The 25,809-nt window shown below is 60.4% G+C and carries 18 protein-coding genes; 13 read left to right on the top strand and 5 right to left on the bottom strand.

The window, feature by feature from the left end; genetic code table 11:
- Positions 1-58 precede the first annotated feature (58 nt).
- The gene (locus ACW5W7_RS05785; protein WP_456501075.1) at positions 59-1,225 is read left to right on the top strand and encodes a DUF1615 domain-containing protein; all 1,167 of its coding nucleotides are present in this window, start codon (positions 59-61) and stop codon (positions 1,223-1,225) included.
- A gap of 220 nt (positions 1,226-1,445) precedes the next feature.
- Here the strand turns inward: ACW5W7_RS05785 and ACW5W7_RS05780 are convergent, their stop codons facing one another.
- Together ACW5W7_RS05780 and ACW5W7_RS05775 are read right to left on the bottom strand one after the other, a co-directional pair.
- On the bottom strand, positions 1,446-1,961 hold the full coding sequence (locus tag ACW5W7_RS05780; RefSeq protein WP_434662909.1) for a hypothetical protein: 516 nt from the start codon (positions 1,959-1,961) through the stop codon (positions 1,446-1,448).
- A gap of 454 nt (positions 1,962-2,415) precedes the next feature.
- Positions 2,416-3,375, bottom strand: coding sequence for a hypothetical protein (locus ACW5W7_RS05775; protein WP_349918354.1), 960 nt, complete (start codon positions 3,373-3,375; stop codon positions 2,416-2,418).
- A 337-nt stretch (positions 3,376-3,712) separates the two neighbouring features.
- On the opposite strand from ACW5W7_RS05775, the gene ACW5W7_RS05770 reads away from it, so the two are divergent.
- The 5 genes from ACW5W7_RS05770 to ACW5W7_RS05750 all read left to right on the top strand — a co-directional run bounded on the left by ACW5W7_RS05770 (position 3,713) and on the right by ACW5W7_RS05750 (position 8,487).
- Complete coding sequence (locus ACW5W7_RS05770; RefSeq protein WP_456501074.1) at positions 3,713-4,363, top strand: DedA family protein; 651 nt, start codon at positions 3,713-3,715, stop codon at positions 4,361-4,363.
- A 263-nt stretch (positions 4,364-4,626) separates the two neighbouring features.
- Positions 4,627-5,922: a DEAD/DEAH box helicase gene (locus ACW5W7_RS05765; RefSeq protein ID WP_456501073.1), complete on the top strand. Its 1,296-nt coding sequence runs from the start codon at positions 4,627-4,629 to the stop codon at positions 5,920-5,922.
- Positions 5,923-6,035: 113 nt separating this feature from the next.
- The gene (locus tag ACW5W7_RS05760) at positions 6,036-6,680 is read left to right on the top strand and encodes a DUF2913 family protein (RefSeq protein ID WP_456501072.1); all 645 of its coding nucleotides are present in this window, start codon (positions 6,036-6,038) and stop codon (positions 6,678-6,680) included.
- Between the two features lie 287 nt (positions 6,681-6,967).
- The gene (locus ACW5W7_RS05755; protein ID WP_456501071.1) at positions 6,968-8,008 is read left to right on the top strand and encodes a M35 family metallo-endopeptidase; all 1,041 of its coding nucleotides are present in this window, start codon (positions 6,968-6,970) and stop codon (positions 8,006-8,008) included.
- Positions 8,009-8,049: 41 nt separating this feature from the next.
- On the top strand, positions 8,050-8,487 hold the full coding sequence (locus ACW5W7_RS05750) for a protease (RefSeq protein WP_456501070.1): 438 nt from the start codon (positions 8,050-8,052) through the stop codon (positions 8,485-8,487).
- On the opposite strand, the gene ACW5W7_RS05745 is transcribed toward ACW5W7_RS05750, so the two are convergent.
- A complete protein-coding gene (locus tag ACW5W7_RS05745; RefSeq protein ID WP_456501069.1) occupies positions 8,484-9,470 on the bottom strand; it encodes a questin oxidase family protein in 987 nt (328 codons plus the stop codon). The genes ACW5W7_RS05750 and ACW5W7_RS05745 overlap by 4 nt on opposite strands.
- 72 nt (positions 9,471-9,542) lie before the next feature.
- On the opposite strand from ACW5W7_RS05745, the gene soxR reads away from it, so the two are divergent.
- Complete coding sequence (soxR, locus tag ACW5W7_RS05740; protein WP_456501068.1) at positions 9,543-10,001, top strand: redox-sensitive transcriptional activator SoxR; 459 nt, start codon at positions 9,543-9,545, stop codon at positions 9,999-10,001.
- A 140-nt stretch (positions 10,002-10,141) separates the two neighbouring features.
- Here the strand turns inward: soxR and ACW5W7_RS05735 are convergent, their stop codons facing one another.
- Positions 10,142-11,557 carry an FAD-dependent oxidoreductase gene (locus tag ACW5W7_RS05735; protein ID WP_456501067.1) on the bottom strand — a complete coding sequence of 472 codons (1,416 nt, stop codon included), beginning with the start codon at positions 11,555-11,557 and terminating at the stop codon, positions 10,142-10,144.
- 12 nt (positions 11,558-11,569) lie between these two features.
- A complete protein-coding gene (gltB, locus tag ACW5W7_RS05730) occupies positions 11,570-16,027 on the bottom strand; it encodes a glutamate synthase large subunit (RefSeq protein ID WP_456501066.1) in 4,458 nt (1,485 codons plus the stop codon).
- Between the two features lie 612 nt (positions 16,028-16,639).
- Here gltB and ACW5W7_RS05725 point away from each other — a divergent pair.
- The 6 genes from ACW5W7_RS05725 (at position 16,640) to ACW5W7_RS05700 (ending at position 25,650) form a co-directional block, all read left to right on the top strand.
- On the top strand, positions 16,640-17,584 hold the full coding sequence (locus ACW5W7_RS05725; RefSeq protein ID WP_456501065.1) for a TIGR01212 family radical SAM protein: 945 nt from the start codon (positions 16,640-16,642) through the stop codon (positions 17,582-17,584).
- Positions 17,585-17,935: 351 nt separating this feature from the next.
- Positions 17,936-20,080: a type I secretion system permease/ATPase gene (locus ACW5W7_RS05720; RefSeq protein WP_349918338.1), complete on the top strand. Its 2,145-nt coding sequence runs from the start codon at positions 17,936-17,938 to the stop codon at positions 20,078-20,080.
- The gene (locus ACW5W7_RS05715; protein ID WP_456501064.1) at positions 20,073-21,488 is read left to right on the top strand and encodes an HlyD family type I secretion periplasmic adaptor subunit; all 1,416 of its coding nucleotides are present in this window, start codon (positions 20,073-20,075) and stop codon (positions 21,486-21,488) included. The genes ACW5W7_RS05720 and ACW5W7_RS05715 overlap by 8 nt, the downstream gene beginning before the upstream one ends.
- Before the next feature lie 35 nt (positions 21,489-21,523).
- Complete coding sequence (locus ACW5W7_RS05710) at positions 21,524-22,855, top strand: TolC family outer membrane protein (protein WP_349918334.1); 1,332 nt, start codon at positions 21,524-21,526, stop codon at positions 22,853-22,855.
- A 167-nt stretch (positions 22,856-23,022) separates the two neighbouring features.
- The gene (locus ACW5W7_RS05705) at positions 23,023-23,721 is read left to right on the top strand and encodes a transglutaminase-like cysteine peptidase (RefSeq protein ID WP_349918333.1); all 699 of its coding nucleotides are present in this window, start codon (positions 23,023-23,025) and stop codon (positions 23,719-23,721) included.
- Positions 23,722-23,724: 3 nt separating this feature from the next.
- Complete coding sequence (locus ACW5W7_RS05700) at positions 23,725-25,650, top strand: EAL domain-containing protein (protein ID WP_456501063.1); 1,926 nt, start codon at positions 23,725-23,727, stop codon at positions 25,648-25,650.
- The last annotated feature ends 159 nt before the right edge of the window (positions 25,651-25,809 follow it).

Genomic DNA, 25,809 nt, shown 5'->3' with positions numbered 1-25,809 from the left:
TTCGGGGCCCCTCATCCGGGATGAGGGACCCGACCCCTTCTGCTCACCGGAAGCCTTCATGATACTTTCTCCCCGACCGCTGGGCTCGGCCCACCCGCTTGTTGCCTTGCCCCTCTTGTTGGCTGCCCTGCTGGCAGGCTGTGCCAGCGAACCTGGCGTCCCCGCGAAAGAGGCCGCCGCCATTGCCAAACAACCCAAGGCCATGCAGCCCCGTCAGCCTGCAGACATGAAAAACCGCATCGTGCGCTTCCTGCCGCGCCAGGTGCCGGACAAGCAGGGCTGGGCCAACGACGTGGTGACGGCCCTCTCGACCCAGAACATCACGGTGAGCGATCACAATGTCTGCAGCGTGCTGGCGGTGGCGGAGCAGGAGGCGACCTATCAGGCCGACCCCGTGGTCCCCGGTCTTGGCAAGATTGCCTGGAAGGAGATCAACCGACGGGCCGGCAAGCTGCTCATCCCGGAGTTCGTGGTGCGCTCGGCCCTCAGCATCAAGTCCCCCACGGGCAAGTCCTATGCCGAGCGCATCGACAAGTTGCGCACCGAGCGGGAGATGAGCGAGATCTTCGAGGACATGATAGGCACAGTGCCCATGGGCAAGACCCTGTTTGGCAACCTCAACCCTGTGCACACCGGCGGCCCCATGCAGGTCAGCATCGCGTTTGCCGAGGCCAATGCCCGTGGTTATCCCTATCCGGTCAAGGAGTCCATCCGTCACGAGGTGTTCAGCCGTCGTGGGGGCATCTGGTTTGGCACCAGGCATATCTTCGGTTATCCCGCCGACTACCCGGACACCCTCTATCGCTTCGCCGACTTCAATGCTGGCTGGTACGCGAGTCGCAATGCCGCCTTCCAGGCCGCCGTCAGCCGGGTGAGTGGCAAGACCCTGGCGCTGGATGGGGATCTCATCCGCTATGACTCCGACAAGCCTGGCAACACGGAGCTCGCGGTCTACAGCATCGCGAGCCGCCTCAGCATGAGCCAGAACGCCATTCGTCAGAGCCTGCGATTGGGGGACAGCGAGAAGTTTGCCAAGACGGATCTCTACAGCAGGGTTTTCACCCTGGCGGACAAGCAGGCCGGCACCCGTCTGCCGAGGGCCATATTGCCCGGGATCCAGCTAAAGAGCCCCAAGATCACCCGCAACCTCACCACCGCCTGGTTTGCCAAGCGGGTGGATGACAGGGAACAAGCCTGCGTGCGCAAGCTGGCGACTATCCAGTGATCATATGGAGTCATTCAGTCAGTGATATCGCAAGGGCGCCAGTGGTCGCCCTTGCCAGTTAAGGTCAGGCCCGGCTGGGATCATGGAAGGGGCAGAAGAGGTTCTGCAGGCGGGCAATGGGGGAGAGTCGCCTTCGGTAAAAAAAAGCCCCTGGGCGGGGCTTCGAAGTATGAAGTCTTACGTCATGTTTGACGGCGTGGTGCCAGGCTGGTGACTGAGCTCAGCCCTGGCTCAGGCCCTGAACATGCCCCTTGCTGTCGCTGACGCAGCGCCACAGTTTGGCATCATTGGGGGCTTTGATATCGACGCCGGTAGCGGCCTGGGAGAAGGAGACGTAATCGACGATCAGCTTGCTCTGGGCGACGCCGCTTTTCTTGGCGACGGCCTTGAGGCAGGCGGCTTCCGCTGGCTTACTTTCTGCTTTGCTACCGTTGTAAACCGCAGGCGTTGCGTTGGTGGCCTCGGCCTGGCAGATGCCATTGGGGCCGTGCGCGATGGCGTAACTGATGGCCAGTTCCCCCTCGGTGGTGATAGATAGGGTGGTTTTGCCGGATTTCGCCTCGTAGTAGCTGGGGCTGAATTTGGTCAGGGCGGCTTTTTTGCCGTTGATGGTGACGACGCCTGCATTGGCTGCCGCCTGGATATTGCCGGGGCAGCTGGCATTGAAATCTGGGACCTGAGCCTGGACAACGCCAGCCATGGCCAAAACGGACAAGGCGATGAGAGCATTTTTCATGAATTAACCTCAATAAAGCGACAAGGGACAACAGGGCTCGGTGCATTGACTCGGCAATCAATGTGTTGAGTTCAAGGGAGTGGCTCGATAAGCGTTGAATGTGCCCCGTTGAGGGCGAAATCTAGCAGAGCTGTGGCATAAAGAGAATAAAGGAAAGGAGAGGGGTAAATATATATTCCATACGGTTGTTTGTTGGTTTTTTAGTATTTATTGATTTTTAATCAATCGCTTTAATTGATATTCATTGCCGTTTGGTGAGATGGTTTCGTGAATGTGAACAACACTGTCGCACCGAGCTGAAATATAATCGGCGGCGATAAGAAATATTACCGTTTTATTCTGAGTGATGATTTAGATGAGTATATTTCAATACTTATATGTTACATGCATCAATGACGTGGCAAATAAACATCACTACATGTTGATTAATTAATGTGGCGTTTTTTGGGATACATCAGAAGCTCATCGCCAAGCCAACGGAGTAACCGTGGGTGTTGTTGCTGAACATATAGCGAGCCACCAGGCGGGTGCGAGTCACGAAGATATCGTATTTGCTGCTATCGAGTTCGAGCCCAAGCCCCAAGGAGTTGAGGCTGTTGAAGCCGAGCAGTCCCCGCTGCTCTCCCAGGTATTCGGTGCGAGCCCCTTCCAGCACGTAGCGCAGGGGGCGGTCAAGCAGGGTCCAGTCCCACATGGGGGCGCGGCGGCGCAGATAGAGTCCCAGGTTTTCCGCCTCGGCCTGCCCTTTGACGCTGGGACTGGTGCCGGAAAAACTCTGCAGATGCTGGTAGGAGTAGCGCAGCTCCACGTCGATGTCCTGCGGCTTGGAGAAGAGCTCATAGTCCAGCATCAGGGCCCCCCCGAGGCCATAGACGTTGAGTCGGCCACCATCGAGAAAGTCCAGGCTCTTGCCGGTCTTGTGCCGGATGAAGAGGGCGCCGAGGCGCAGATCGCTCGCCAAGGTACCCAGGGTAAAGTTGCCGATGGGGCGCAGCACCAGGTTGCCGCCCCATTTGTCCTTGTGCAGGGTGAAGTCCCACCCTATGCCACCGGTGGCGGTCAGGCTGTTCCACTTGGTGGGAATGGTGCGGGTCTCGTTACCATCGCTGAACACGAACTGGGGATCGTAGCGACTGTAGCCCAGGGTGCCTTCCAGATAGATGGGCACCTCCGCACTCATGGTGGCGCCGCCCCCGAACTGGGTGATGGTCAGCGCCGATTTTTCCCCCGTGCCGCCCCCTATGTCCAGGTTGCTGGCGGTGATGTCGGGCACCACTGTGTAGCTCATCAGGGAGACCACGGCATTGGCACGGCGCTGTACCAGGGATTCATCATCGGCATGGGCCGCGAGACTGAGCAGCCCCAGGCTGGTCAGAGAGAGGGCTTTGCTGTCAAAAAATGGGGTCAACGCCATACCTTGCTCCGTGGAGATCCTCATCCGATGAGGCGTCCTTACACTGTAATGGTTTTTGGTCGCCTTGGCAGCGGGCTGCAGTGCCAACTGACTATATTCTTTGCCAAATCTCACGCTGGATCAGCGGCATGCGTCCCCTTGTGTGCTGGCCCGGCATGTCTGTGCGGGGATGCCAAAAGCCCACATAAATCGCAGACATTAATTTATTGTTCAGTTCTGCGGGTGTATAACGGGCCTCCCACTGGGATAGATGGGGTTGCTATCAGGGAAGAATGGCCAGCTGGAGACCTTGGGTCTCCATGACGGATGTGCAGTGCGTAGATGGGAGTCACACCGGATGCAGGACATGCTGCTTGCCATATGGCATCAGGATTTTGAACAGCTTATACACATGCAAGCCATCGGCTTGCTCGTCACCTGTCTGGTGGTGATCCTCTTTCTCGAATCGGCCTTCGTCTTTCTGCCCCTGCCGGGTGACAGCCTGGTACTGCTGGCCGGTGGCCTGGTGGGGATGGGGGTGCTCGGCCCCGAGGTGACCTTCCTCTATATGCCCCTCGCCGCCGGGCTCGGCAGTCTGGTGGCCTATCTGCAGGGGCATGCCCTGCATGGCACCTCCTTCATGAGCCACGTGGAGCGGATGATCCCGGAGGGGAGCCTGCCAAGAGCCTCCCGCCTGCTGGACAGATACGGCTTCTGGGCCATGTTCGTCTCCCGCTTCATCCCCTTCGTCAGGGTGCTGACGCCCATGCTGATGGGGGTCTCCCGTCTGCATCTGCCCAAGGTGATGGTGGCCAGCTTTGCCAGCGCCTTCCTCTGGGCCCTGGTGTTGAGCCTCATCGGCAAGTTCGTGATGGCGACCCCGGTCCTGGCCAATCACCATGAGCTGCTGACCAAATGCCTGCTGGTGACGTCGCTGGCCCTCTTCGTCATCGCCGTCGCCGCCATCGGTTTTCGTCTGCTCAAGCGCCCGACCAACCGCATTCGCTGACCCGCCGATGCAAGCAGAGGGGGCCGGGCGCCCTCTTTGCATTGCTGGCGCCAGCTTCCCCGCACGCGGGAGGCATCTGGTAAAAATAGCGGCCATTTGAGGCGGCATTTGCTTCGCCTATCTGTTACACTTCGCGCCCGCGATTTCCGGCTCACACTCTGACTTGATGTCAGGCCCAGCCGTCCGTGGCCACTTGCCTCGCGATGCCGAGCCATCCATCCACTCAAGCCAATCACAGCCCAGCTGGAACACAGGAACCCAATATGAGATTTGAATCGTTCGATTTTGCCCCCGAGATTTTGCGCGCCATCTCAGATTGCGGTTATCAGGAGATGACCCCTGTGCAGAGCCAGGCGATCCCGACCATACGCCGTGGCCGCGACGTGCTGGCCAGCGCCCAGACCGGCACTGGCAAGACCGCCGCCTTCGCGCTGCCCATCCTGCAGCGCCTGCTGGACAACCCGGCGCCGGTGCAGCCCTCCAACACCCGGGTGCTGATCCTGACCCCGACCCGTGAACTGGCGGCTCAGGTGGCGAGCAACATCAATGACTTCGCCAAGTACCTGGATATCAGCGTGCTGACCATCTATGGCGGCGGCAAGCAGGACGTGCAGGCCAAGAAGCTCAAGGCGGGGGCACACATCATCGTTGCGACCCCGGGCCGCCTGCTCGAGCACCTCACCGCCTGCAACCTGAGCCTCTCCGGGGTGGAGTGTCTGGTGCTGGACGAAGCGGATCGCATCCTCGACATGGGGTTCAGCGCCGATGTGCAGCAGATCCTGCAAGCCACCAACAAGGCGCGCCAGAACCTGCTGTTCTCCGCCACCTTCTCCGATGCGGTGCGCAAGCTCGCCAACCTGATGCTGGACAGACCGCAGATCGTCAGCGTCAACAAGCAGAACTCCACCGCCGACACCGTCAGCCACACCGTCTATCCGGTGGAGCAGAAGCGCAAGCGCGAGCTGCTCTCCGAGCTCATCGGCAAGCAGAACTGGCCCCAGGTGCTGGTGTTCGCCAGTACCCGCGAAAGCTGCGATGAACTGGTGACCGAACTGAACCTGGATGGCATCAAGTCCGCCGTGGTGCACGGGGACAAGGCCCAGGGCAGCCGTCGCCGCGCCCTGCGCGAATTCACCGCAGGCAAGCTGCGGGTGCTGGTGGCCACCGAAGTGGCCGCTCGCGGTCTGGATATTCCGAATCTCGAGTACGTGGTCAACTACGATCTTCCTTTCCTCGCCGAGGATTATGTGCACCGTATCGGTCGTACCGGCCGTGCCGGCAAGAGCGGCATGGCCATCTCCTTCGTCAGTCGCGAGGAGGAGCGTACCCTGCTGGAGATCGAGGCGCTGATCGGCCAGAAGATCCGCCGTATCATGGTGCCGGGCTACGAGGTGAGCAGCCGTGACGATCTGATCAAGCAGTTGCAGGAGCGCCGTCGCTTCGGCAAGCGTCCCCAGCGGGAAGACAACGCCGCCGCCCAGGCCATGGCCGAGAGCAAGCTGCAGGGTCAGCGTCTCAAGCGCCTGGCCGCCGCCAAGAAGCCGCGCCAGCCGAAATAAGGCGCGCATATAGCCCCTTGCCTCGCGGGGGCCTGGTATTCAAAGGCGCCACTGGCGCCTTTGTGCTGTCGATGACTCAGCGGTTGGCCCGCACTCTGTTTGAAGGACTCGTGATGACCACTCCTACCTACAATCAGGCCCTGTTCGACATGGCCAGCCAGAGCCTGGCCGAACTGGCCCGCACCGGCGAGCAGAAAGCCGGTCAGCGCACCCCGGCCCAGGAGAGCCACTTTCTCTGCACCTGGATGGCGGATTCGCTCAAGGAGAAGCGCTTCTCCCGGCTGGTGATGGAAGATTTGAAGACCTGGATCCAGCAGGGGCGCACCCTGGGGGCGGGGGCCGATCTGAAAGGATTGCTGGAGCGCATCGTCTGCCAGTACGGCCGCGCCATGAGGGCTCCGACCGGTCTCGGCACCAGGCTCGCGGCTTTGCTGGCCGAGCTGGGGGAAGCGGGTTGGTTAGTGTTTACCGACGTGGAGGTGGACGCCAAGCTGCGCCTGCAGGGGCAGGGTCAATCCAGCCTGGTGATCTCACGTCGCGAATACGAGGAACACATCGAGGGCGGTGAGCTGATCAAGCCCCTGACCCTCTACGTGCGCGGGGATGAGGCGCGTCTCGCCGCCGCGGCGTTTGCCCAGGGCCTGCTGCTGAGCCAGGGCAACAAGAAGACCACCCTGGTCAAGCATCACAAGGCCTATCGACTGGTGCCTGACAACGCCCAGAGCGCGCTGGCGCTGCTGGCCCGGGTCAGTGACTGATCACTCGAGGTTTTTCCCTTGCATCGACCCCGGCCCGCGCCGGGGTTTTTTATGGGCGGCAAGTGGGCAAGGGGCTAACGAGTTGGGGCCATGACGCCCCCGCGAAGGCCCGTTTTTGTCGCAGCATGAGGGCGATGGCGAGGTTCACCCTTAGATGGGCGTCGTCCCCCATATGGAGGGATGGTGGCGCAAAATTTCTGCTCTAGGGTGAACAGGCCCCAAAGAGGGCCGAATGAAGTAAGGAAGCAAACCGCCTGATGGCGCAACTCAATGAATGAGGAAATCCGATGAAAGCAACTCCCATCGCCCTGCTGCTGGCCGGTATTCTGGCCTCGCCACTCTGCGCTGCCGCCCTCGATGCCCGCCTCTCCCTGGTGGAGGGCAACGCCGAGGACGTGCGAGTCAACCTGACGCTGACCAACACCGGCGACAAACCCGTCCGCCTGCTCAAATGGCAACTGCCGGGCAGCGACGATGCCCCCCTGTTCGTGGTGGAGCGTGACGGCCAGCGGGTTGGCTATGAGGGGGCCCTGATCAAGCGGGCTGCCCCGACCGACAAGGACTACCAACTGCTCAAGGCTGGCCAGAGCCTGACGCTGCAGGCGGAGATCTCCGGTCTCTACGACATGAGCGTCCAGGGCCAGTACCACATCCGTTATCAACTGCCGACCCTGGCACAGGGCAGTGGCGTCGCCAAGGCCAAGCAGGCCCAGGGGAGTGAATCGAATACCGTCAGCCTCTGGGTGGAAGGGGTGAGCGACGAGCGGCTGCAAGCCAGGGTCGCACCGTTGGCCGAGCCCCAGGCGGTGACCGCCTCGGTGAGCTTCACCGGACGCTGTACCAATACCCAGAAGAGCAACATTCTGACGGCTCTGGATGCGGCCAGCAGCATTACCAATAACTCAAACAGCTATCTGGCAGTGGATAAACCCAGCGGGCAGCGCTATCGCAGCTGGTTCGGTGCCTATGATGCCTCCCGCTGGAACCAGGCCGAGGCGAATTTTAGCAAGATCAAAGATGCCATCGACAACAAGCCGCTCACCTTCGACTGCGGCTGCCAGCAGAGCTACTTCGCCTACGTCTACCCGGATCAGCCCTACAAGGTCTATCTGTGCAAGAGCTTCTGGACGGCCCCGGTCAACGGGACCGACTCCCGTGCCGGCACCATCGTTCATGAGCTGAGTCACTTCACGGCGGTGGCGGGCACCGACGATCTGGGTTACGGTCAAGGCAACGCCCGCAACCTGGCGAGCACGGATCCGCAAAAGGCGCTCAACAACGCCGACAACCACGAGTATTTCGCCGAGAACACCCCGAGCGAAAATTGATGGATGATGGGGCCGCAAGGCCCCTTTTTGATGGAGGCACCATGATGACACTCTTGATCACCACCCTCGCCCTGGCGACCCCCCTGCAGTGCGAGCTGTCGGTCAAGGCCGAGAGCCCGGTGAACGAACCCCTGCCCCTGATGATGACCTTGACCAACCTGGGGGAGGGACCCATCGAGGTATTGAGCTGGTTCACCCCCTTCGAGGGCTGGTTTGCCGATGCCATCGACCTGCGCCTCGAGCAGAACCCCATTGCCTACAAGGGGCCGCTGGCCAAGCGCGGCGCCCCGGGTCCCGACGACTTCTTCATCCTGGGAGCCGGTCAGCGCAACAGGGCGGATGCGGATCTGACCCAGGTCTACGATCTGTCGCTCCCGGGCCAATACCATCTGAGCTATCGCCCCCAGTCGCTGACCCTGACCCAGGGATTTGCTCCCAGTTGCCCCGCCATCAGCTTCACCCGGGTGGCGGCGCCCTAACCGGCCACCCGCTCACCCTCAGCTGCCAGCAGTCCCACCGCGCGGGCGGCCACGGCCAGGTAACGGGACGGGTGGGCTGGATCCGCCTGCTCCCGCCAGCAGCAGTGCACCAGCTTGATCACGTGATCGTCCCGGCTCGCGATCGCCAGCGGCAACACCTGCTCCCATGTCAGCTCTGCAACGTCCGGCCAGCGTTGGATTCCCGGCGCCGGTGCCCCGACCGTGATATAGGCTGCGGCCACCGCCTGCCACATCAGAGTCTGCCAGCGGCCTTTTAGCTCATCGGGCAGATGGCGAGCGACGATGGAGGCGGCCCGGCTGCCGGTCACCAGGTGAAGCACGGTGAAATTGAGGGTCTGCCAATAGAGGGAGAGGGCTGCCTCGGCCAGTTGCGTCAGCATATCGCCATTGTCATCCAGCGTGCGCGGCAGTGAGCCCGGCCAACGCGGATCCGTGGCTACCTGACGCAAACGGGCGGTGATCCACTCGCCGGGCCAATGCGACCCCTCCCATTGCGCAGACAGGCTCCCCAGCAGAGTGGAGATATCTCGGCAAGCCACTCCCACACCCTCCGGCAATATCAACGGCTTGCAGCGCCAGGCGGCCAGCGCCGCGGCCTGCTCGCCAAGATGGCCGTTCTCCAGGGCGCAGGCGAGTCGAATAAGTGGATGAAAGGCGCCGCCGGCGGGGGAGAGACCTTCTTCCAGCAGGGTTTCGAAGGGGGGCAACCAGCCTTTCCCGGCCATTCGAATGGCTAGCCGCTGGCGTTGCTGCACGAAGTGCTGTTCCTCTTCCCCCAGTGCAGGCGAGCCAGCGGGCAGGGCATGGGTGCGCTGCCAGTGGTTGAAAAATTGCCCCAGCTGCAGCGGGGTCGCGCCCATCTCGTGCAGGGCGTGCAGCGCCATGGGGCAGTGATTGGTGGTACCACGGCCGTTGAGGGCGAAGGCCTGGTTGGCATCGAGCAAGGCATGGAGATTATCCATAATCGTTTGACTCCTTTTGTCGGGGGAGACAGGATTATGCAAGTTAAAGTTAACTTGAGATCAAGGGTGAGGATGGATCGCAAATGGCTGGCCATCGGCCAGATAGCCAAACGAGCAGGGGTCAACGCCAGCGCCCTGCGTTTCTACGAGGAAAAAGGCTTGCTTGGCAGCGTGCGCAGCGAGGGAGGGCGGCGGCTCTACCCTCAGGATGCCCTGCGCCGCATCGCCTTCATTCGGGTGGCGCAGAGCGTGGGGCTGAGCCTTGGGGAGATTGCCGAGGCCCTGGCCGGGCTGCCCGATGGGCGTACACCGGATCGCCACGATTGGAATGGGATCGCCGGCCAGTGGCAGGCGTTGCTCGATCGGCGTATCGAGACCCTGCAACTGATAAAACGCAAGCTCGGCGCCTGCATCGGTTGCGGCTGTCTGTCGCTGGAACATTGCGCCCTCTACAACCCGGAGGATAGGGCAGCCCACCAGGGCAGCGGCCCTCGCTATCTGCTGGGGGATCAAGCACCCGCCGAGGACTGACCATGCAAGAAGCGGATTGGCTAGGCCACGGTGCACTGGAAGCAGATTGTTGCGCTTTATCCTTCCTCTGAGGCGCATATAAAAAACAGCCCCGCAATGCGGGGCTGTTTGCTTGGAGCATTTCTCGTCTGGACGGCAGCTTACACGGCTAGGTAGTCCATGATCCCTTCGGCGGCCTTGCGTCCCTCGTAGATGGCGGTGACCACCAGATCCGAGCCGCGCACCGCGTCGCCACCGGCGAACACCTTGGGGTTGCTGGTCTGGAAGGGGTAATCCGCCTGCTCGGGAGCCTTGATGCGATCCCGGTTGTCGAGGGCGATGCCATATTCCGCCATCCAGGGTTGGGGGTTGGGCTGGAAGCCAAACGCCATCACCACCGCATCGGCGGCCAGCACCTGCTCGGAGCCTTCGATCACCACAGGGTTGCGACGACCGTTGGCATCGGGGGCGCCGAGGGCCGTGCTCACCACCTTGATGCCGCAGGTGCGGCCATGGGCGTCCAGTTCGACCCCGATGGGTTGCAGGTTGAACATGAACTCCACCCCTTCTTCCTGGGCGTTTTTCACCTCCCGCTTGGAGCCCGGCATGTTCTCGGCGTCACGGCGGTAGGCGCAGATGACCTTGTCGGCCCCCTGGCGGATGGCGGTGCGCACGCAGTCCATGGCGGTATCGCCGCCGCCGAGTACCACCACCTGCTTGCCGGCGAAGTCGATGTAATCGGCCTGAGCCTTCTCGAAGCCGAGCAGGCGGTTGGCGTTGGAGATGAGGTAGGGCAGGGCGTCATAGACACCCGGCGCAGTTTCGTTCTCGAACCCGCCCTTCATGTACTTGTAGGTGCCGACCCCGAGGAAGACCGCATCGAACTCGCCAAGCAGATCTGCGAAGGTGACATCCTTGCCCACTTCGGTCTCGAGACGAAACTCGACGCCCATGCCCTCGAAGATCTCGCGCCGGCGCTGCATCACCTCCTTTTCCAGCTTGAAGGAGGGGATGCCGAAGGTGAGCAGACCACCGATCTCGGGGTACTTGTCAAACACCACAGGGTTGACGCCGTTGCGGGCCAGTACGTCGGCACAGGCGAGGCCGGCGGGGCCGGCTCCGATGACGGCGACCCGCTTGTCGGTCTTCACCACCTTGGAGAGATCCGGGCGCCAGCCCATCTCGAACGCCTTGTCGGTGATGTACTTTTCGATGTTGCCGATGGTGACGGCACCGAAGCGATCGTTGAGGGTGCAGGCACCCTCGCACAGGCGGTCTTGTGGGCAGACACGGCCGCACACTTCCGGCAGGCTGTTGGTCTGGTGGGAGAGCTCCACCGCCTCCAGAATGCGCCCCTCGTTGGCCAGTTTCAGCCAGTTGGGGATGTAGTTGTGGACCGGGCACTTCCATTCGCAATAGGGGTTGCCGCAGTCGAGGCAGCGATCCGCCTGCATGCCGACCTGGGCCTGGTTGAAGGGCTCGTAGATCTCCACAAACTGGATCTTGCGGATCTTGAGCGGCTTCTTGGGCGGGTCGACCCGCTGGACATCGATAAACTGGAATACGTTCTGGCTCATAGGGTTCCCTCCTTATTGCGCCTGGATTCTGAGTTCTGCACTGGAACGGCTGGTGTGACCGAGCAGGGACTTGACGTCGCTGGACTTGGGTTTGATCAGCCTGAACTTGGGCACATAGGAGTCGAAGTTGGCCAGGATCTCCTCGGCGCGCGAGCTGCCTGTCTCGTTGAGGTGCGCCGTGATGATGCCGCGCAGGTGCTCCTGGTGGATGGCGAGGTCCGCCACGTCCAGCAGTTCCACCAGCTCGGGGTTGGTGCGTTTGGCAAAGTTGCCGCACTCGTCCAGCACATAGGCGAAACCGCCCGTCATGCCGGCCGCGAAGTTGACGCCGGTGGTGCCCAAAATGGTCACGATACCGCCGGTCATGTACTCACAACCGTTGTCACCGATGCCCTCGACTACCGCCAGGGCGCCTGAGTTGCGCACTGCGAAACGCTCCCCTGCGGTTCCCGCCGCATAGAGTTTGCCGCCGGTGGCCCCATAGAGACAGGTGTTGCCGATGATGGCGGCCTCGTGGGATTTGAACGCCACGCCGAGGTGGGGTTTGACCACCAGCTTGCCGCCGGTCATGCCCTTGCCCACGTAGTCGTTGGCATCCCCGGTGAGTATGAGTTCGAGGCCGCCCGCGTTCCAGACGCCGAAGCTCTGGCCGGCGGTGCCGTTGAAGTGCACCCGCACCGGATCCGCCGCCATGCCCTGATTGCCGTGACGCTTGACGATTTCCCCTGACAGGCGCGCCCCCACGGAGCGGTCGGTGTTGCGGATGTTGTAGCGGAACTCGCCGCCGCTCATGTTCTCCACCGCATCCAGCAGATCCTCAACCATCTGGAGGTTGAGCGGCCCCTTGTCGAAGGTGGGGTTGTGCTGCTGGCTGAACAGGCTGGAACCCGCCGGTGCCACCGGGCTTGCCAGCACGCCGGACAGATCCAGCTTGGACTGGCGGGCGGTGAGGCCGGGCAGGGCTTCGAGCAGGTCGGTGCGACCGATGAGGTCGGTGAGCTGGGCGACGCCAAGCTCTGCCATCAGCTCGCGGGTCTCCTCGGCGATGAACTTGAAGTAGTTCATCACCATCTCCGGCAGGCCGGTGAAGTGCTCCCGGCGCAGCTTCTCATCCTGGGTCGCGACGCCGGTGGCGCAGTTGTTCAGGTGACAGATCCGCAGGTATTTGCAACCGAGCGCCACCATGGGGCCGGTACCGAAACCGAAGCTCTCGGCGCCGAGGATGGCCGCCTTGATGATGTCCAGACCCGTCTTGAGGCCACCGTCCACCTGCAGGCGCACCTTGTGGCGCAGACCGTTGGCGACCAGCGCCTGCTGGGTCTCGGCCAGACCCAGCTCCCAGGGGGAGCCGGCGTATTTGACCGAGGTGAGCGGGCTCGCGCCGGTGCCGCCGTCGTAGCCGGAGACGGTGATGAAGTCCGCATAGGCCTTGGCCACGCCGCAGGCGATGGTGCCGACGCCGGGCTCGGACACCAGCTTGACCGACACCAGACAATCCGGGTTGATCTGCTTGATGTCGAAGATGAGCTGGGCCAGGTCTTCGATGGAGTAGATGTCGTGGTGCGGCGGCGGGGAGATGAGGGTCACGCCGGGCACGGAATAACGCAGCTTGGCGATCTGCGCCGTCACTTTGTCACCGGGCAGCTGGCCCCCTTCGCCGGGCTTGGCGCCCTGGGCGACTTTGATCTGCACCACGTCCGCGTTCATCAGGTAGTGGGGAGTGACGCCAAAGCGCCCCGACGCCACCTGCTTGATGCGGGAGTTCTTCTCGGTGCCGAAGCGCTTGGGATCTTCGCCGCCTTCACCGGAGTTGCTCTGACCGCCGAGGCGGTTCATGGCGATGGCGAGCGCCTCATGGGCCTCGGGGCCCAGGGCACCGATGGACATGGCGGCGGAGTCGAAGCGCGGGAACATCCTGGCCGCGGGTTCCACCTCTTCCAGAGCGATGGGCGTCGTGCCCTTTTTCAGGGACAAGAGGTCGCGCAGGGTCGCCACCGGGCGCTCGTTGACCAGACGGGCGTACTCCTTGTAGTCGGCGTAGTTGCCGGAGCGCACCGCCACTTGCAGGGTCTGCACCACGTCCGGGTTGTAGGTGTGGTACTCGCCACCGTGGACGAATTTGAGCAGGCCGCCCTGAGTGAGCGGCTTGCGGCCGAGCCAGGCCTGGCGGGCCAGATTGACCTGATCCTGCTGGATATCGGCAAAATCGGCGCCCTGGATGCGGCTCGATACGCCGCGGAAGCAGAGCTCCACCACGGCCTTGGAGAGGCCGATGGCTTCGAACAGCTGGGAGCAGCGGTAGCTTGCCACCGTGCTGATGCCCATCTTGGACATCACCTTGTAGAGGCCCTTGTTGATGCCGTTGCGGTAGTTGAGCATGGCCTGGCGCAGGCTCATCTTGAGCACGCCTTCCTCGACCTGTTTGGCCAGGGTCTCGTAAGCCAGATAAGGATAAATGGCGGTTGCACCGAAGCCCAGTAGCACGGCGAACTGGTGCGGGTCGCGCACGCTGGCGGTTTCCACCAAAATGTTCGCATCGCAGCGCAGATTGTTGTCCACCAGGGTGCGCTGTACCGCCCCCACCGCCATGGCGGCCGGGATGGGCAGGGTGTCCTGGCTGATGTCTCTGTCCGACAGCACGATGAGCACGGTGCCGGCGCGGGCCGCGTCGGCGGCTTCACGGCAGAGGCGCTCGAGGGCCGCCTGCAGCCCCTCTTCGGGCTGGTAGTTGAGTCTCAGTACCGCGTGACGATAGTGCTCCCCTTCCAGGGCCAGCAGCTGGTGGAAGTCGGAGTAGAGCAGGATCGGCGACTGGAACAGCACCCGGTGGGCGTGGCCGAAGGTCTCGTTGAACACGTTCTGCTCGCGGCCGATACAGGTGGCCAGCGACATGACGTGGTTTTCCCGCAGGGGATCGATGGGCGGGTTGGTCACCTGGGCGAACATCTGGCGGAAGTAGTCGTACAGTGTGCGCTGGCTGGAGGAGAGCACCGCCATGGGGGTGTCATCCCCCATGGAGCCCACCGCCTCCTGGCCATTCTCGCCGAGCACGCGGATCACCTGATCCAGCTCCTCGTAGGAGTAGCCGAACAGCTTCTGGTAGGTCTTGAGGCGATCGTCCGGGAACTCGCGGGCACCGGTGCTGGCGTCGTCCATCTGCTCGAACGGCACCAGGCGCTTGCAGTGCTTGTCCATCCACTGCTTGTAGGTGTGACGGCTCTTGAGATCGTCATCGATCTCGAAGCTGGTCCAGATCTTGCCGTTGCTGGTATCCACCACGAACAGCTCGCCCGGGCCGACCCGGCCCTTCTCCAGCACCTCGTCCGGGGTGTAGTCCCAGGTGCCCACTTCGGAGGCCAGGGTGATGAACTTGTCCTTGGTGATGACGTAGCGGGCCGGGCGCAGGCCGTTGCGGTCGAGGGCACAGGTGGCGTAGCGGCCATCGGTCATGACGATGCCGGCCGGGCCATCCCAGGGCTCCATGTGCATGGAGTTGAAGTCATAGAAGGCGCGAAGGTCGTCATCCATGTTCGGGTGCTTCTGCCACGCAGGCGGGATCAGCAGACGCATGGCGCGGAACAAGTCCATGCCGCCGGCGAGGAAGAGATCCAGCATGTTGTCGAGGCTCGAGGAGTCCGAGCCCGTGGTGTTGACGAAGGGGGCGGCTTCCTGCAAGTCCGGAATGAGCGGGGTGGCAAACTTGTAGCTGCGGGCCTTGGCCCACTGGCGGTTGCCGGCGATGGTGTTGATCTCGCCGTTGTGGGCCAGGTAGCGGAACGGCTGCGCCAACGGCCAGCGCGGGCTGGTATTGGTGGAGAAACGCTGGTGGAACACGCAGATGGCGGCCTGCATGCGGATGTCGGCGAGATCCAGATAGAAGCGCGGCAGGTCCACCGGCATGCACAGCCCTTTATAGACGGTGACCAGGTTGGAGAGGCTGACCACGTAGAAGTAGTCGTCGCTGATGCGCTTCTCGATGCGGCGGCGCACGATATAGAGGCGGCGCTCGAGATCCTTGTCGACCCAGCCCGGGGGGGCGTTGACAAAGACCTGTTCGATGCTGGGCAGTGAGGCCTTGGCGATGGGACCGAGTACATTGGTATCGATGGGCACCTTGCGCCAACCGACCAGACTCAGTGTCTCTTTCTCCAGCTCCTCGTCGATGATGTCGCGAGTGGCCTGGGCCAGGACGGGATCCGGGTTCAGGAACAGCATGCCGACCGCATAGTTGCGGCCAAGGTGCCATCCCTTCTCCTCGGCGACAGCGCGATAGAAGCTGTCCGGTTTTTGCAGCAGCAGGCCGCAGCCGTCGCCAGTCTTGCCATCGGCGGAGATACCGCCGCGGTGCTGCATGCGAGCCAAGGCTGACATCGCGAGACGGACAAGCTTGTGGCTGGCTTCCCCTTCCATGTGGGCCAACAGGCCGAAGCCACAGTTATCCCTCTCCAGCTTTGGATCATATAGTGACATTGCATTTCTCCCTTGCTCGGCCTTCCATCGCACTGTCATCGACAGACTGCATAAATTGCGATTGGCTCTTGTGGTTCCGTCCGCCTGAGGTGGCGAATCTCCAAACTAATGGGAATTTTCGGCAAGGTCAATTGGACATCCCTGCTGTTTGCAATGTTACATCGGCATAACAAAATGCGGGATTGGGGGGGGGATTCTGCTGAAACCTACATATGAATCTGACAATTCTTTAAATAGTAGATTTTTACTCTGCTAATGATGAGTTTGGTGGTTGACTGCATCGTGCCCGTTTCCTGTAGTAATCTTACCAATTCATCTCGTCGGGGGCGGGCGGGGATCACATTTCAGGATCCTGTGTCTTGCATTTACAGATTGCCGGGCTATATGGAAATTATTCATGATTAACAGTTGTTTATAGTCACTCCCGGTTTACCGCTGGCAACCTTGTCGGGAGAGAGAAGGTTTCCAAAAGTACCCTGAACAGCATGCTTGTGTATATTTATTCGTGAATTGATGAATATTTATATGCTTTCTGGCCAAAGAGAGGCTTGATCCAGCTCACTCCCTCCCAAGGACCGAGCCCTTACAATGTCGCCTCATCACGGAGGCGTCATGCAGTTACACGAACTCATCAATACATTCGGTCAGGATCTCAAGCAGCGTCATGGCCAGAAGATCCACAAACTCTCCATTCACGGTGCCTTTACCTGCCCGAATCGGGACGGCACCCTTGGTCGTGGCGGCTGCACCTTCTGTAACGTCTCCTCTTTTGCCGACGAGTCGGCCCAGCAGCTCTCAGTCGTGCAGCAACTGCTGGCGAGGCGGGATGAGGTGACCCGCGCCAAGCGCTATCTCGCCTATTTTCAGGCTTACACCAGTACCTACGCCGAGGTGGAGTACCTGCAGCGCATGTATGAAGAGGCGTTGTCGGTGAGCGACATGGTGGGGCTCTGTGTCGGCACCCGCCCGGACTGTGTGCCGGATGCGGTGCTGGATCTGTTGGCCGGCTATCAGGCGAGAGGCTACGAGGTGTGGCTGGAGTTGGGGCTGCAGAGCGCCAATGACAAGACGTTGCAGCGGATCAACCGGGGTCATGGCTATGGCGCCTATGAAGATGCGGTGCGCCGCGCCCATGCCAGAGGTATTAAGGTGTGTGCCCACCTCATCGTCGGTCTGCCGGGGGAGGAGGCCATGGACAGCCTGGGGACTCTGCACCGCATCGTCGAGACCGGGGTGGAGGGGATCAAACTGCATCCGCTGCACGTGGTGGAGGGAAGCACCCTTGGCAAGGCCTGGCAGGCAGGGCGTCTCGTGGTTCCGACCCTGGAGGAGTATGTTGCGGCAGCGGTGGCCATGATCCAGCACACTCCTCCCGAGGTGGTGTACCACCGCATCTCGGCATCGGCCCGCCGCCCGACCCTGCTGGCGCCAGCCTGGTGCGAGAATCGCTGGACGGCCATGGCCGATATCGCGGCGGAGCTGAGTCGCATGGGGCCCCAGGGGGCCAGCCTGGGTCGACCCTTCTCCCTGCCAGGCACTAATGAGCAGTCACTCTAATTTCATCAAAAAAACAGGGGCTTATTAGAAGAAATTCAGTCTTTGCGGTATAGTTTCATTCAAGTCGCCTTGTTATCATGGTCGGCTTGAAAAATACATTGTTATCAATAAGCTTGTAGTGTTTACGAATCGGACAGGACGCGTCGGTATTCGGGCCGCCGCCTCACGCCATCCGGGTACCATATCCGGGCCCAGATGAGGGAGTGAGGCGCGTCATGGAAAGTCTTGTCACCGTGCGCTAATCAGGTTGTCGATCCCGGGGTCTGTACATGATGTCTTTTGCCGATCCCCGCCGCCTCGGGTGGCGACACTCCCGCGACAACCGTTTGAAATCATATTTAACGGGATGCTATGCAAGCAGAAACTAGCCGTATTGATGAGCTACTGGAATGCCTGGTTTTCTTGACCCGCTTTTATGGCGTACCCAACAGCCAGGATGCCCTGACCAACGGCTTGCCGCTGGTATCCGGCCGTCTGAGTACCGCACTCTTCAGCCGCGCTGCCGAGCGGGGAGGGCTCTCCGCCCGTGAGGTGATCCAGCCGCTCGAAAACATCTCTTCTCTGCTGCTGCCCTGCGTGTTGCAGACTCGCAACGGCGGGGCTTGCATTCTGCTGGAATGGAGTGAAGACAGAAGCCAGGGCAAGGTCATCTTTCCCCAGGCCGGTGATGCCGCCCAGTGGGTCAGCGTTGCCCAGCTCGGTGACGAATACAATGGCCGATGCTTCTTCGTCAAGAAGCAGTTCAAGTTTGACGAGCGCTCCCCCAAGGTCCTGGAGACCCGGGATGGCCACTGGTTCTGGAGCACGCTGTTCGAGTCCCGTGGCATCTATCGGGACGTGCTGATCGCCTCCATCCTCATCAACCTGTTTGCGGTGGCCAGCCCCCTGTTCACCATGAACGTCTATGACAAGATTGTGCCTAACCTGGCCTTTGACTCCCTCTGGGTGCTGGCGGTCGGTGCCATGGTGGTGTTTACCTTCGACTTCGTCATGCGCCAGCTGCGCAGTTACTTCATCGATATCGCGGGCAAGAAATCGGACGTGCTGTTGTCGGCCAAGATCTTCGCCAAGGTGATGGGGATGAAGATGGAGTCCCGTCCCGCCTCGACGGGGGCCTTTGCCAAACACCTGCAGGAGTTCGAGTCGGTACGGGAGTTCTTCACCTCCGCCACCGTCTCCACCCTGATTGATCTGCCTTTTGCCATCTTCTTCCTGTTCATCATCTGGATCTTCGCCGGTGTGATGGTGGTGGTCCCCATCGTTGCCATCCTGATCCTGGTTGCCTACAGCTTCTATATTCAGGAGCCCCTCAAGCAGTCCATTGAGGAAGGCTCCCGTCTCGCCTCCCAGAAGAACGCGAACCTCATCGAGAGCATCTCGGGTCTGGAAACCGTCAAGATCTTCGGCGCTGAGAGCCTGTTCCAGCACCGCTGGGAGCAGGCGGTATCCCATATCTCCACTTGGGGTGTGCAGACCCGCCGCATCACCAACTCCATGTCATCGCTGGCGAGTTACATCCAGCAGGTGGTGACCGTGGGGCTGGTCATCGTCGGGGTCTATCAGATCTCGGAAGGGTTGGTGACCATGGGGGGCATGATCGCCGCCGTCATGTTGTCGAGTCGCGCCATCGCGCCCATGGTGCAACTCTCCGTGCTCTCCACGCGCTATAACCAGGCCAAGTCAGCCCTCGAGATCCTCGAGAAGATCATGATGACCCCGGGGGAGCAGGAGGAAGGCAAGCAGTACATCCACCATCCGGTGATCCAGGGCCGCATCGAGTTCGAGAATGTTTCCTTCAAATACCCGGGGATGGAGAGCAGCACCCTGCACAACATCTCCCTGCGCATCGAACCCGGCGAGAAGGTGGCCATCATCGGCCGGATTGGTGCGGGCAAGACCACGCTGGAGAAGCTGCTGATGGGCCTCTATCGTCCGACGGACGGCTCGGTCAGACTCGATGGTTTTGAACTCGATCAACTGCCGCCGGCGGCCATTCGCCGCAACATCGGCTGTGTGCCCCAGGATGTGACCCTGTTCTTTGGCTCGGTGCGGGACAACATCATGCTCGGCAATCCGCTGGTGGATGATGCGCGGGTGATGCGCGCCGCCAAGCGCGCCGGGGTGACCAATTTCACCAACCGGGATCCCAACGGGCTGGATAGACAGATAGGTGAAGGTGGACGCCAGCTCTCCGGTGGCCAGCGTCAGGCCATCTTGCTGGCGCGCTCCCTGCTCAATGATCCGCCCATCTTGGTGATGGACGAGCCGACCTCCAACATGGACAACCAGTCCGAGATGCTGGTGAAGCAGGAGCTGGCGCGGCTCGGACCCGAAACGACGCTGATCCTCATTACCCACAAGACCTCCATGCTGGATGTGGCTTCCCGGGTGATCGTCGTGGAGCAGGGCCAGATAGTGGCCGATGGCCCCAAAGAGGTGGTATTGCAACAATTGAAGGAAGGCAAGGTACGCGTGCAGGAGACGGCCCATGGCTAACAACTGGTTCAAGAAAACGGCCCCCGACACCGTCCTGCCTTCCCCGGAACAGCTGGAGTTTGTGGATGACGGGGCCGCCGCCGTCCTGCTGACCACGCCGACCCGTGCCAGGGTTCTGCTGTGGGCCTGCTTCCTGTTCTTCGTGAGTGCCATCATCTGGGCCGCCTGGGCGAAGCTCGATGAAGTCACCGTGGGCCAGGGCAAGGTGATCCCGTCTCGCCAGCTGCAGGTCATCCAGAACCTGGAGGGGGGGATCGTCAAGGAGATCTTCGTCAAGGAAGGGGACATCGTCGAAAAAGGGGAGCCTTTGCTGCGCATCGACGACACCCGCTTCAAGTCGGATTTTCGGGAGCGTGAGCAAGAGCTGGTGACCCTCAAGGGGGACATCGCCCGTTTGCGCGCAGAGATAAAGAGCGTGATCGTCAAGAATGAGCCGAATCTGGGCTGGCGCGAGCAAGTGGTCATCGACAAGCAGCCCATCGTCTTCCCGGATGGCTATGAGAATGTGTTCGCCGAATATGCGAACCGGGAGAAGTCGGTTCAAAACGATCGCCTCAACAACCTGCAGAACCAGCTCTATATCCTCGGTCAGCAGATAGAGCAGAAAGAACAGGAAACCATCGAGCTCAATGCCAAGATCCGCACCGTGAGCCGCAGCGTCGATCTGGCGCGCCAGGAGCTCAACATCAGCCGTCCGCTCGCGAAAGAGGGGATAGTGCCTCAGGTGGAGCTTATCAAACTGGAGCGGCAGGTGAACGAGATGCAAGGGGAGTTGGAAGCCAATCGCCTGCTGATCCCCAAGCTCAACTCTGTGCTGCGTGAAACCATCTCCAAGCGCAATGATATTGCCCTGAAATTCCGGGCCGACTCTCAAACTGAGCTCAACGAACGTCAGGGCAAGCTGGGTCAGCTCTCAGAGGGGCAGGTCGGGCTGCGTGACCGGGTCGATCGGACCAGCGTCATCGCCCCGCTCAAGGGCACCATCAAGAAACTCAAGATCAATACCCTGGGGGGCGTCGTGCAGCCCGGGATGGATCTGATGGAAATAGTACCGCTGGAAGACACCCTGCTGGTGGAGGCCAAGGTCTCGCCGAAGGACATCGCCTTCCTGCGTCCCGGGCTCGAGGCCGTGGTCAAGATAACGGCGTACGATTTCACTGTTTATGGAGGTTTACATGGCAAGGTTGAACAGATAAGCGCGGACTCCATCCAGGATGAGGAGGGCAACTCCTTCTATCTGGTGCGGGTCCGAACCGAGAAGAGTTATCTGGGCGATGAGCTTAACGCACTTCCCATCATCCCCGGTATGTTAGCCAGTGCAGATATCATAACTGGTAAAAAAAGTGTCTTAGACTACTTGCTAAAGCCGATCTTGCGGGCTAAGCAGTCGGCACTGAGAGAACGATAAGCCAACAATCTAAAAACAACATGACTGGAGATACCATGAAGAAGACGATTGTTGCCATGCTGGTCAGTGGCGCAGTGCTGTTCCCTGGCCTTGGCCAGGCTCAAACGCTGGAGCAGTCAGTGGCACAGTCACTGGCCACCCATCCTAAAATCAAGGAAGCTTTTGACCTCTATCAGGCACGACTGTATCAGCATGATGGAGCCAAAGGTGGCTATTATCCCACCATCGATCTGCGTGGCGGTGTCGGTTATGAAAAGACTGACAGCCCCTCGACCCGCGCTGCTGGCGCGAACTCGCAGACCATCGATGATTCCATGACTCGTAAAGAGGCCGGGATCAGTCTGCGCCAGATGCTGTTCGACGGCTTTGACGTCAGCAGCAACGTGGCCCGTACCGATGCCGCCGCCGAGGCCCAGCGCCTGGCCATGATCTCCGAAGCAGAGAATACCGCGCTGCGCGTGGCAGAGGTGTACCTCAACATGCTGCGTCAGCAGGAGATCCTGGAGCTATCCAAGCAGAACCTGGAGACTCACGAACAGATCCGCAGTGACATCCAGAAACGGACTGACTCCGGCCTGGGGTCGACCGCAGACCAGACCCAGATCGATGGTCGTGTGGCCCGAGCCTATTCCAACCAGGCGGCAGCCGAGAACAACTATCGGGATGCCGAGAGTGAGTTCATCCGTGTCGTGAACGAGGTACCCAAGGATCTGGTTCAGCCCGCGCCTAACAGCCAGCTGATCCCGGCGACCCTTGAAGATGCGCTCAAGACGGCGACCGAGCTGCATCCGACGCTGTTGTCATCCCTGCAGGATATCGAAGAGGCGAAATACCAGCACGAAGGGTCCAAGTCCGGCTTCTATCCGAATGTGGCATTCGAAGTGGATCAGAACTGGAACGAGGATATCGACGCGGTCAAGGGCCGTAACGACGACCTGACCGCCATGGTCCGGATGCGCTACAACCTGTTCCGTGGTGGCTCCGATCTGGCGGAAAGCAAAGCCACCTCGGCGCTCTATTCCCAGGCGAAAGACATTCACCTGAATGCCTTCCGTCAGGTGGAAGAGGGTACCCGTCTTGCCTGGAACGCCAAAGAGTCTCTGGCCAAGCAGAAGGTGTTCCTCAAGGAACACGTGGATGCGAGCTATGACACCGTTCAGGCGTACAAGAAGCAGTTTGGTCTGGGCCAACGGACCTTGCTGGACGTGCTGAACACGGAGAATGAACTGTTCGAAGCGCGTCGCAGCTACATCACGGCCGAGTATGACTCCTTGCTGGCGGACTACCGGATCCTCAACGCCACCGGGGGTCTGCTCAATGCCATGAACGTGCAGCAGCCAGCCGATTGGCAGGCCAACAACAACTGATGTCCATCCCGTTGACATGAGTTCAGACAAAGCAATGGCTGCAGCTCGCTGCAGTCATTCTTTTATGTTGTTGTCTCACGGGACGTTTTGATGCACTGCCGCAGGGGAAGAATGTGACGTTCGGCTACAAAGCAAGCAGCAACGGGATGACCACGTGGGGACGGCTTATGCGTCTGTCTCTGCGTGGTTCTCGTTCGATGCTCTGGTTGTGCCTGCTGTCGCTCCCCTTGCTGCTCAATGCCAGCCAGCCTCTCTCATCGGAAGATCTCAAACTGGTCAAGCGTGCGGAAGAGACCTATGGCGTGAGGGCAGGCAAGCGGGTGACCGGTTGGCGCACCCTGGCCATGCAGAATCGGGATGCGGGCCTGTCGGATCGGCAGAAACTGGAGAAGGTGAACCAGTTCTTCAATCAGATGCGCTTCATCGACGACATCAAGCTGTGGCACAAGAAAGATTATTGGGCGACCCCGTTGGAATTTTTGGGGGCTGCCGGCGGAGATTGTGAAGACTTCAGCATTTCCAAATATTTTACGCTGCTGGAGCTTGGCATCCCGGATGAAAAAATGCGAATGGTATATGTCAAGGCATTGGATTATAACCAGTTTCATATGGTGGTTGCGTATTATGAGACGCCCGCCTCCGTGCCATTGATTTTGGACAATCTGGTCGGCGCCATTCGACCGGCCAGTCAACGGGCGGATCTGCTGCCCATTTACAGCTTTAACGGTAGTCACTTGTGGTTGATGAAGGCGCGTGGACAAGGGGAATTGACCGGACAGTCGTCACGCTTGGGATTATGGAATGATTTACGCAATCGCATGACTTCGGGGCGATTGGCTCGGCCAGTGCTGAATTTGGATGATTAACCTATGACGCTCTACAGACAATTATTGGCAACCATGTTGCTTCTGTTCGGATTGCTGTTTGCCGCCACCTATTGGGTGCAGTTCAATTCGACCCGCAACTATCTGGCACAGCAACAGGAAACCACGGTGATCAACACCGCCACCTCCCTGGGGCTGGCGTTGACGCCTTATCTGGAGAATGGCGACAAGGTCAGCGCCGAGTCGGTCATCAAGGCCGTGTTCGATGGTGGTTATTATCAGCTGGTGCGTCTGGACTTGCTGGCCTCCAAGGATGTGATCGAGCTGGATAACACCAACAACATCCAGGGAGTGCCCCAGTGGTTCATCGGATTGGGATTGTTTCCTGAGGTATCCAACGAATCTATTTTGACCTCTGGCTGGTTGCAGCTTGGCAAACTGAAGGTCGTGGGCCATCCCGGGCAGGCCTACTACGAACTCTGGGAAGGGATGAGTAAGCTGGCCAGCTGGTTCCTGATCGGGTTCTTGATCACGACCATCTTGTTGATGCGGGCCCTGAATTATCTGCTCAAACCCCTCAAGCTCATCTGCGATCAGGCCGTCGAGATTGAATTGCACCACTTCGGGCATGCCATCCCGGAACCCAAGACGCGTGAATTGAAGCAGGTGGTACAAGCCATCAACATCCTGTCCAGCAAGCTGGCCGTGCAGTTCAAAGAACAGGCCGACGAAGCGGAAAATCTGCGTGCCCGCGTCTATGTGGATGCGGTCTCGGGTCTTGGCAACCGCTCCTACTTTGTGGGGCAGGTCAACGCCTGGATTGCCGAGGCAGGGCAGGGCGGCGTCATGCTGGTCGCCGTGGACATGCTGGATGATCTCTATCGGGAAGAGGGGTTCGCCGCCCGGGACAACATGGTGAAATCCATCGCCCAGGTGCTCAAAGAACTCCTCAATGGTTGGGATGGATCCGCGCTGGCTCGGATCTCGGCCACCGAATATGCCCTGCTTTGTCCGACCGATGATCTCTCCCGCCTCAAGGAGCTGGCCGAGACCATCAATAGCCGTATCGCGGATCTGGTCGTGAACCCCATGGGTGAGGGGCGTGCGCTCTCCGTCATCGGCATCGCCGGGCGCGATGGCAGCGACGATCTCTCCGCTCTGCTGACCAAGGCGGACAATGCCCTCGGCAAGGCGCGCAACGAACGCCGTGGTGCCGTGGTGATGGAAGGTGGCACAGAGCAGGGGCTGATGGGCCGTCTGGCCTGGCGCGACCTGGTACAAGATGCCATTGCCAGAAGCCTGTGGCGCTTCAAGGCGCAGCCTGCTTGTCGCTTTGACGATGGTGCCCGGCTGCATGCCGAGCTGTTCGCCTCCATTTCGCGAGACGGGACGGATTACTTTGCCGGCCAGTTCCTGCCGGCCATCGAGCAGTTCAAGATGGGACCCGAGTTCGATCAGGCCGTGCTGGAGGCCTGCGTTCCGTTGTTCCAGCAGCAGGCCGATCTGGTGCTCGCCGTCAACATCACCGCAGGTTCACTCTGTTCCGATGAATTCCTGAGCTGGTTGCGAGACTATCTGGGCCAGCATGGGGAGCTCAAAGAGAAGCTGCTGTTTGAAATTCCCGAGGCTGCCATCATGAAGCACAAGGATCAGGTGGCTGCCTTGGTCAGCGTGCTGCAGGAATATGGCTTCCAGTGGGGGGTCGATCATTATGGTCGCCACTTCCAGTCACTGGGCTATCTGGAAGAGCTCTCTCCGGCCTATGTCAAGGTGGATCACGGCTATACCAGCCAGATCATGGAGCCGGGGGCTGATACCTCCTTCCTGGCGGCGGTTTGCCGAGCGGCGCACAACGCCGGCGTCATCACCATCGCCACGCGGGTGGAGGATGAGCAGCAGGTCGAGATGCTGGCGAAGTTGCACATCGATGGTTATCAGGGCTTCGTCCATCCGGCGTTCCCGCTCTCCTGAGTAATATCAAAATCCAAATGGGCCCCATTGTGGGCCCTTTTTTATATCCATTTAGAATAAGCTTTCGGTTTTATGGGTTGGCATTGATGAATGGGGTAGATATCGATTTGTTAATGTATTGATTTGTTTGTGTAAAAACGCACCATTCGATTCGCTGCA

It is taken from the genome of Aeromonas intestinalis (genome assembly GCF_054052485.1).
The sequence above is the reverse complement of the archived record's forward strand: the minus strand, read 5'-3'. Positions and strand labels throughout refer to the sequence as shown.

Excerpts from the sequence above, each read along its gene's own strand:
- ACW5W7_RS05785 (WP_456501075.1), top strand. The coding sequence starts at position 59 with ATGATACTTTCTCCCCGACCGCTGGGCTCGGCCCACCCGCTTGTTGCC.
- ACW5W7_RS05745 (WP_456501069.1), bottom strand. The coding sequence starts at position 9,470 with ATGGATAATCTCCATGCCTTGCTCGATGCCAACCAGGCCTTCGCCCTC.
- gltB (WP_456501066.1), bottom strand. The coding sequence starts at position 16,027 with ATGTCACTATATGATCCAAAGCTGGAGAGGGATAACTGTGGCTTCGGC.
- ACW5W7_RS05710 (WP_349918334.1), top strand. The coding sequence starts at position 21,524 with ATGAAGAAGACGATTGTTGCCATGCTGGTCAGTGGCGCAGTGCTGTTC.
- ACW5W7_RS05720 (WP_349918338.1), top strand. The coding sequence starts at position 17,936 with ATGCAAGCAGAAACTAGCCGTATTGATGAGCTACTGGAATGCCTGGTT.
- ACW5W7_RS05760 (WP_456501072.1), top strand. The coding sequence starts at position 6,036 with ATGACCACTCCTACCTACAATCAGGCCCTGTTCGACATGGCCAGCCAG.
- ACW5W7_RS05715 (WP_456501064.1), top strand. The coding sequence starts at position 20,073 with ATGGCTAACAACTGGTTCAAGAAAACGGCCCCCGACACCGTCCTGCCT.
- ACW5W7_RS05775 (WP_349918354.1), bottom strand. The coding sequence starts at position 3,375 with ATGGCGTTGACCCCATTTTTTGACAGCAAAGCCCTCTCTCTGACCAGC.
- ACW5W7_RS05705 (WP_349918333.1), top strand. The coding sequence starts at position 23,023 with ATGCGTCTGTCTCTGCGTGGTTCTCGTTCGATGCTCTGGTTGTGCCTG.
- soxR (WP_456501068.1), top strand. The coding sequence starts at position 9,543 with ATGGATCGCAAATGGCTGGCCATCGGCCAGATAGCCAAACGAGCAGGG.
- ACW5W7_RS05765 (WP_456501073.1), top strand. The coding sequence starts at position 4,627 with ATGAGATTTGAATCGTTCGATTTTGCCCCCGAGATTTTGCGCGCCATC.
- ACW5W7_RS05770 (WP_456501074.1), top strand. The coding sequence starts at position 3,713 with ATGCAGGACATGCTGCTTGCCATATGGCATCAGGATTTTGAACAGCTT.
- ACW5W7_RS05750 (WP_456501070.1), top strand. The coding sequence starts at position 8,050 with ATGATGACACTCTTGATCACCACCCTCGCCCTGGCGACCCCCCTGCAG.
- ACW5W7_RS05700 (WP_456501063.1), top strand. The coding sequence starts at position 23,725 with ATGACGCTCTACAGACAATTATTGGCAACCATGTTGCTTCTGTTCGGA.
- ACW5W7_RS05735 (WP_456501067.1), bottom strand. The coding sequence starts at position 11,557 with ATGAGCCAGAACGTATTCCAGTTTATCGATGTCCAGCGGGTCGACCCG.
- ACW5W7_RS05780 (WP_434662909.1), bottom strand. The coding sequence starts at position 1,961 with ATGAAAAATGCTCTCATCGCCTTGTCCGTTTTGGCCATGGCTGGCGTT.
- ACW5W7_RS05725 (WP_456501065.1), top strand. The coding sequence starts at position 16,640 with ATGCAGTTACACGAACTCATCAATACATTCGGTCAGGATCTCAAGCAG.
- ACW5W7_RS05755 (WP_456501071.1), top strand. The coding sequence starts at position 6,968 with ATGAAAGCAACTCCCATCGCCCTGCTGCTGGCCGGTATTCTGGCCTCG.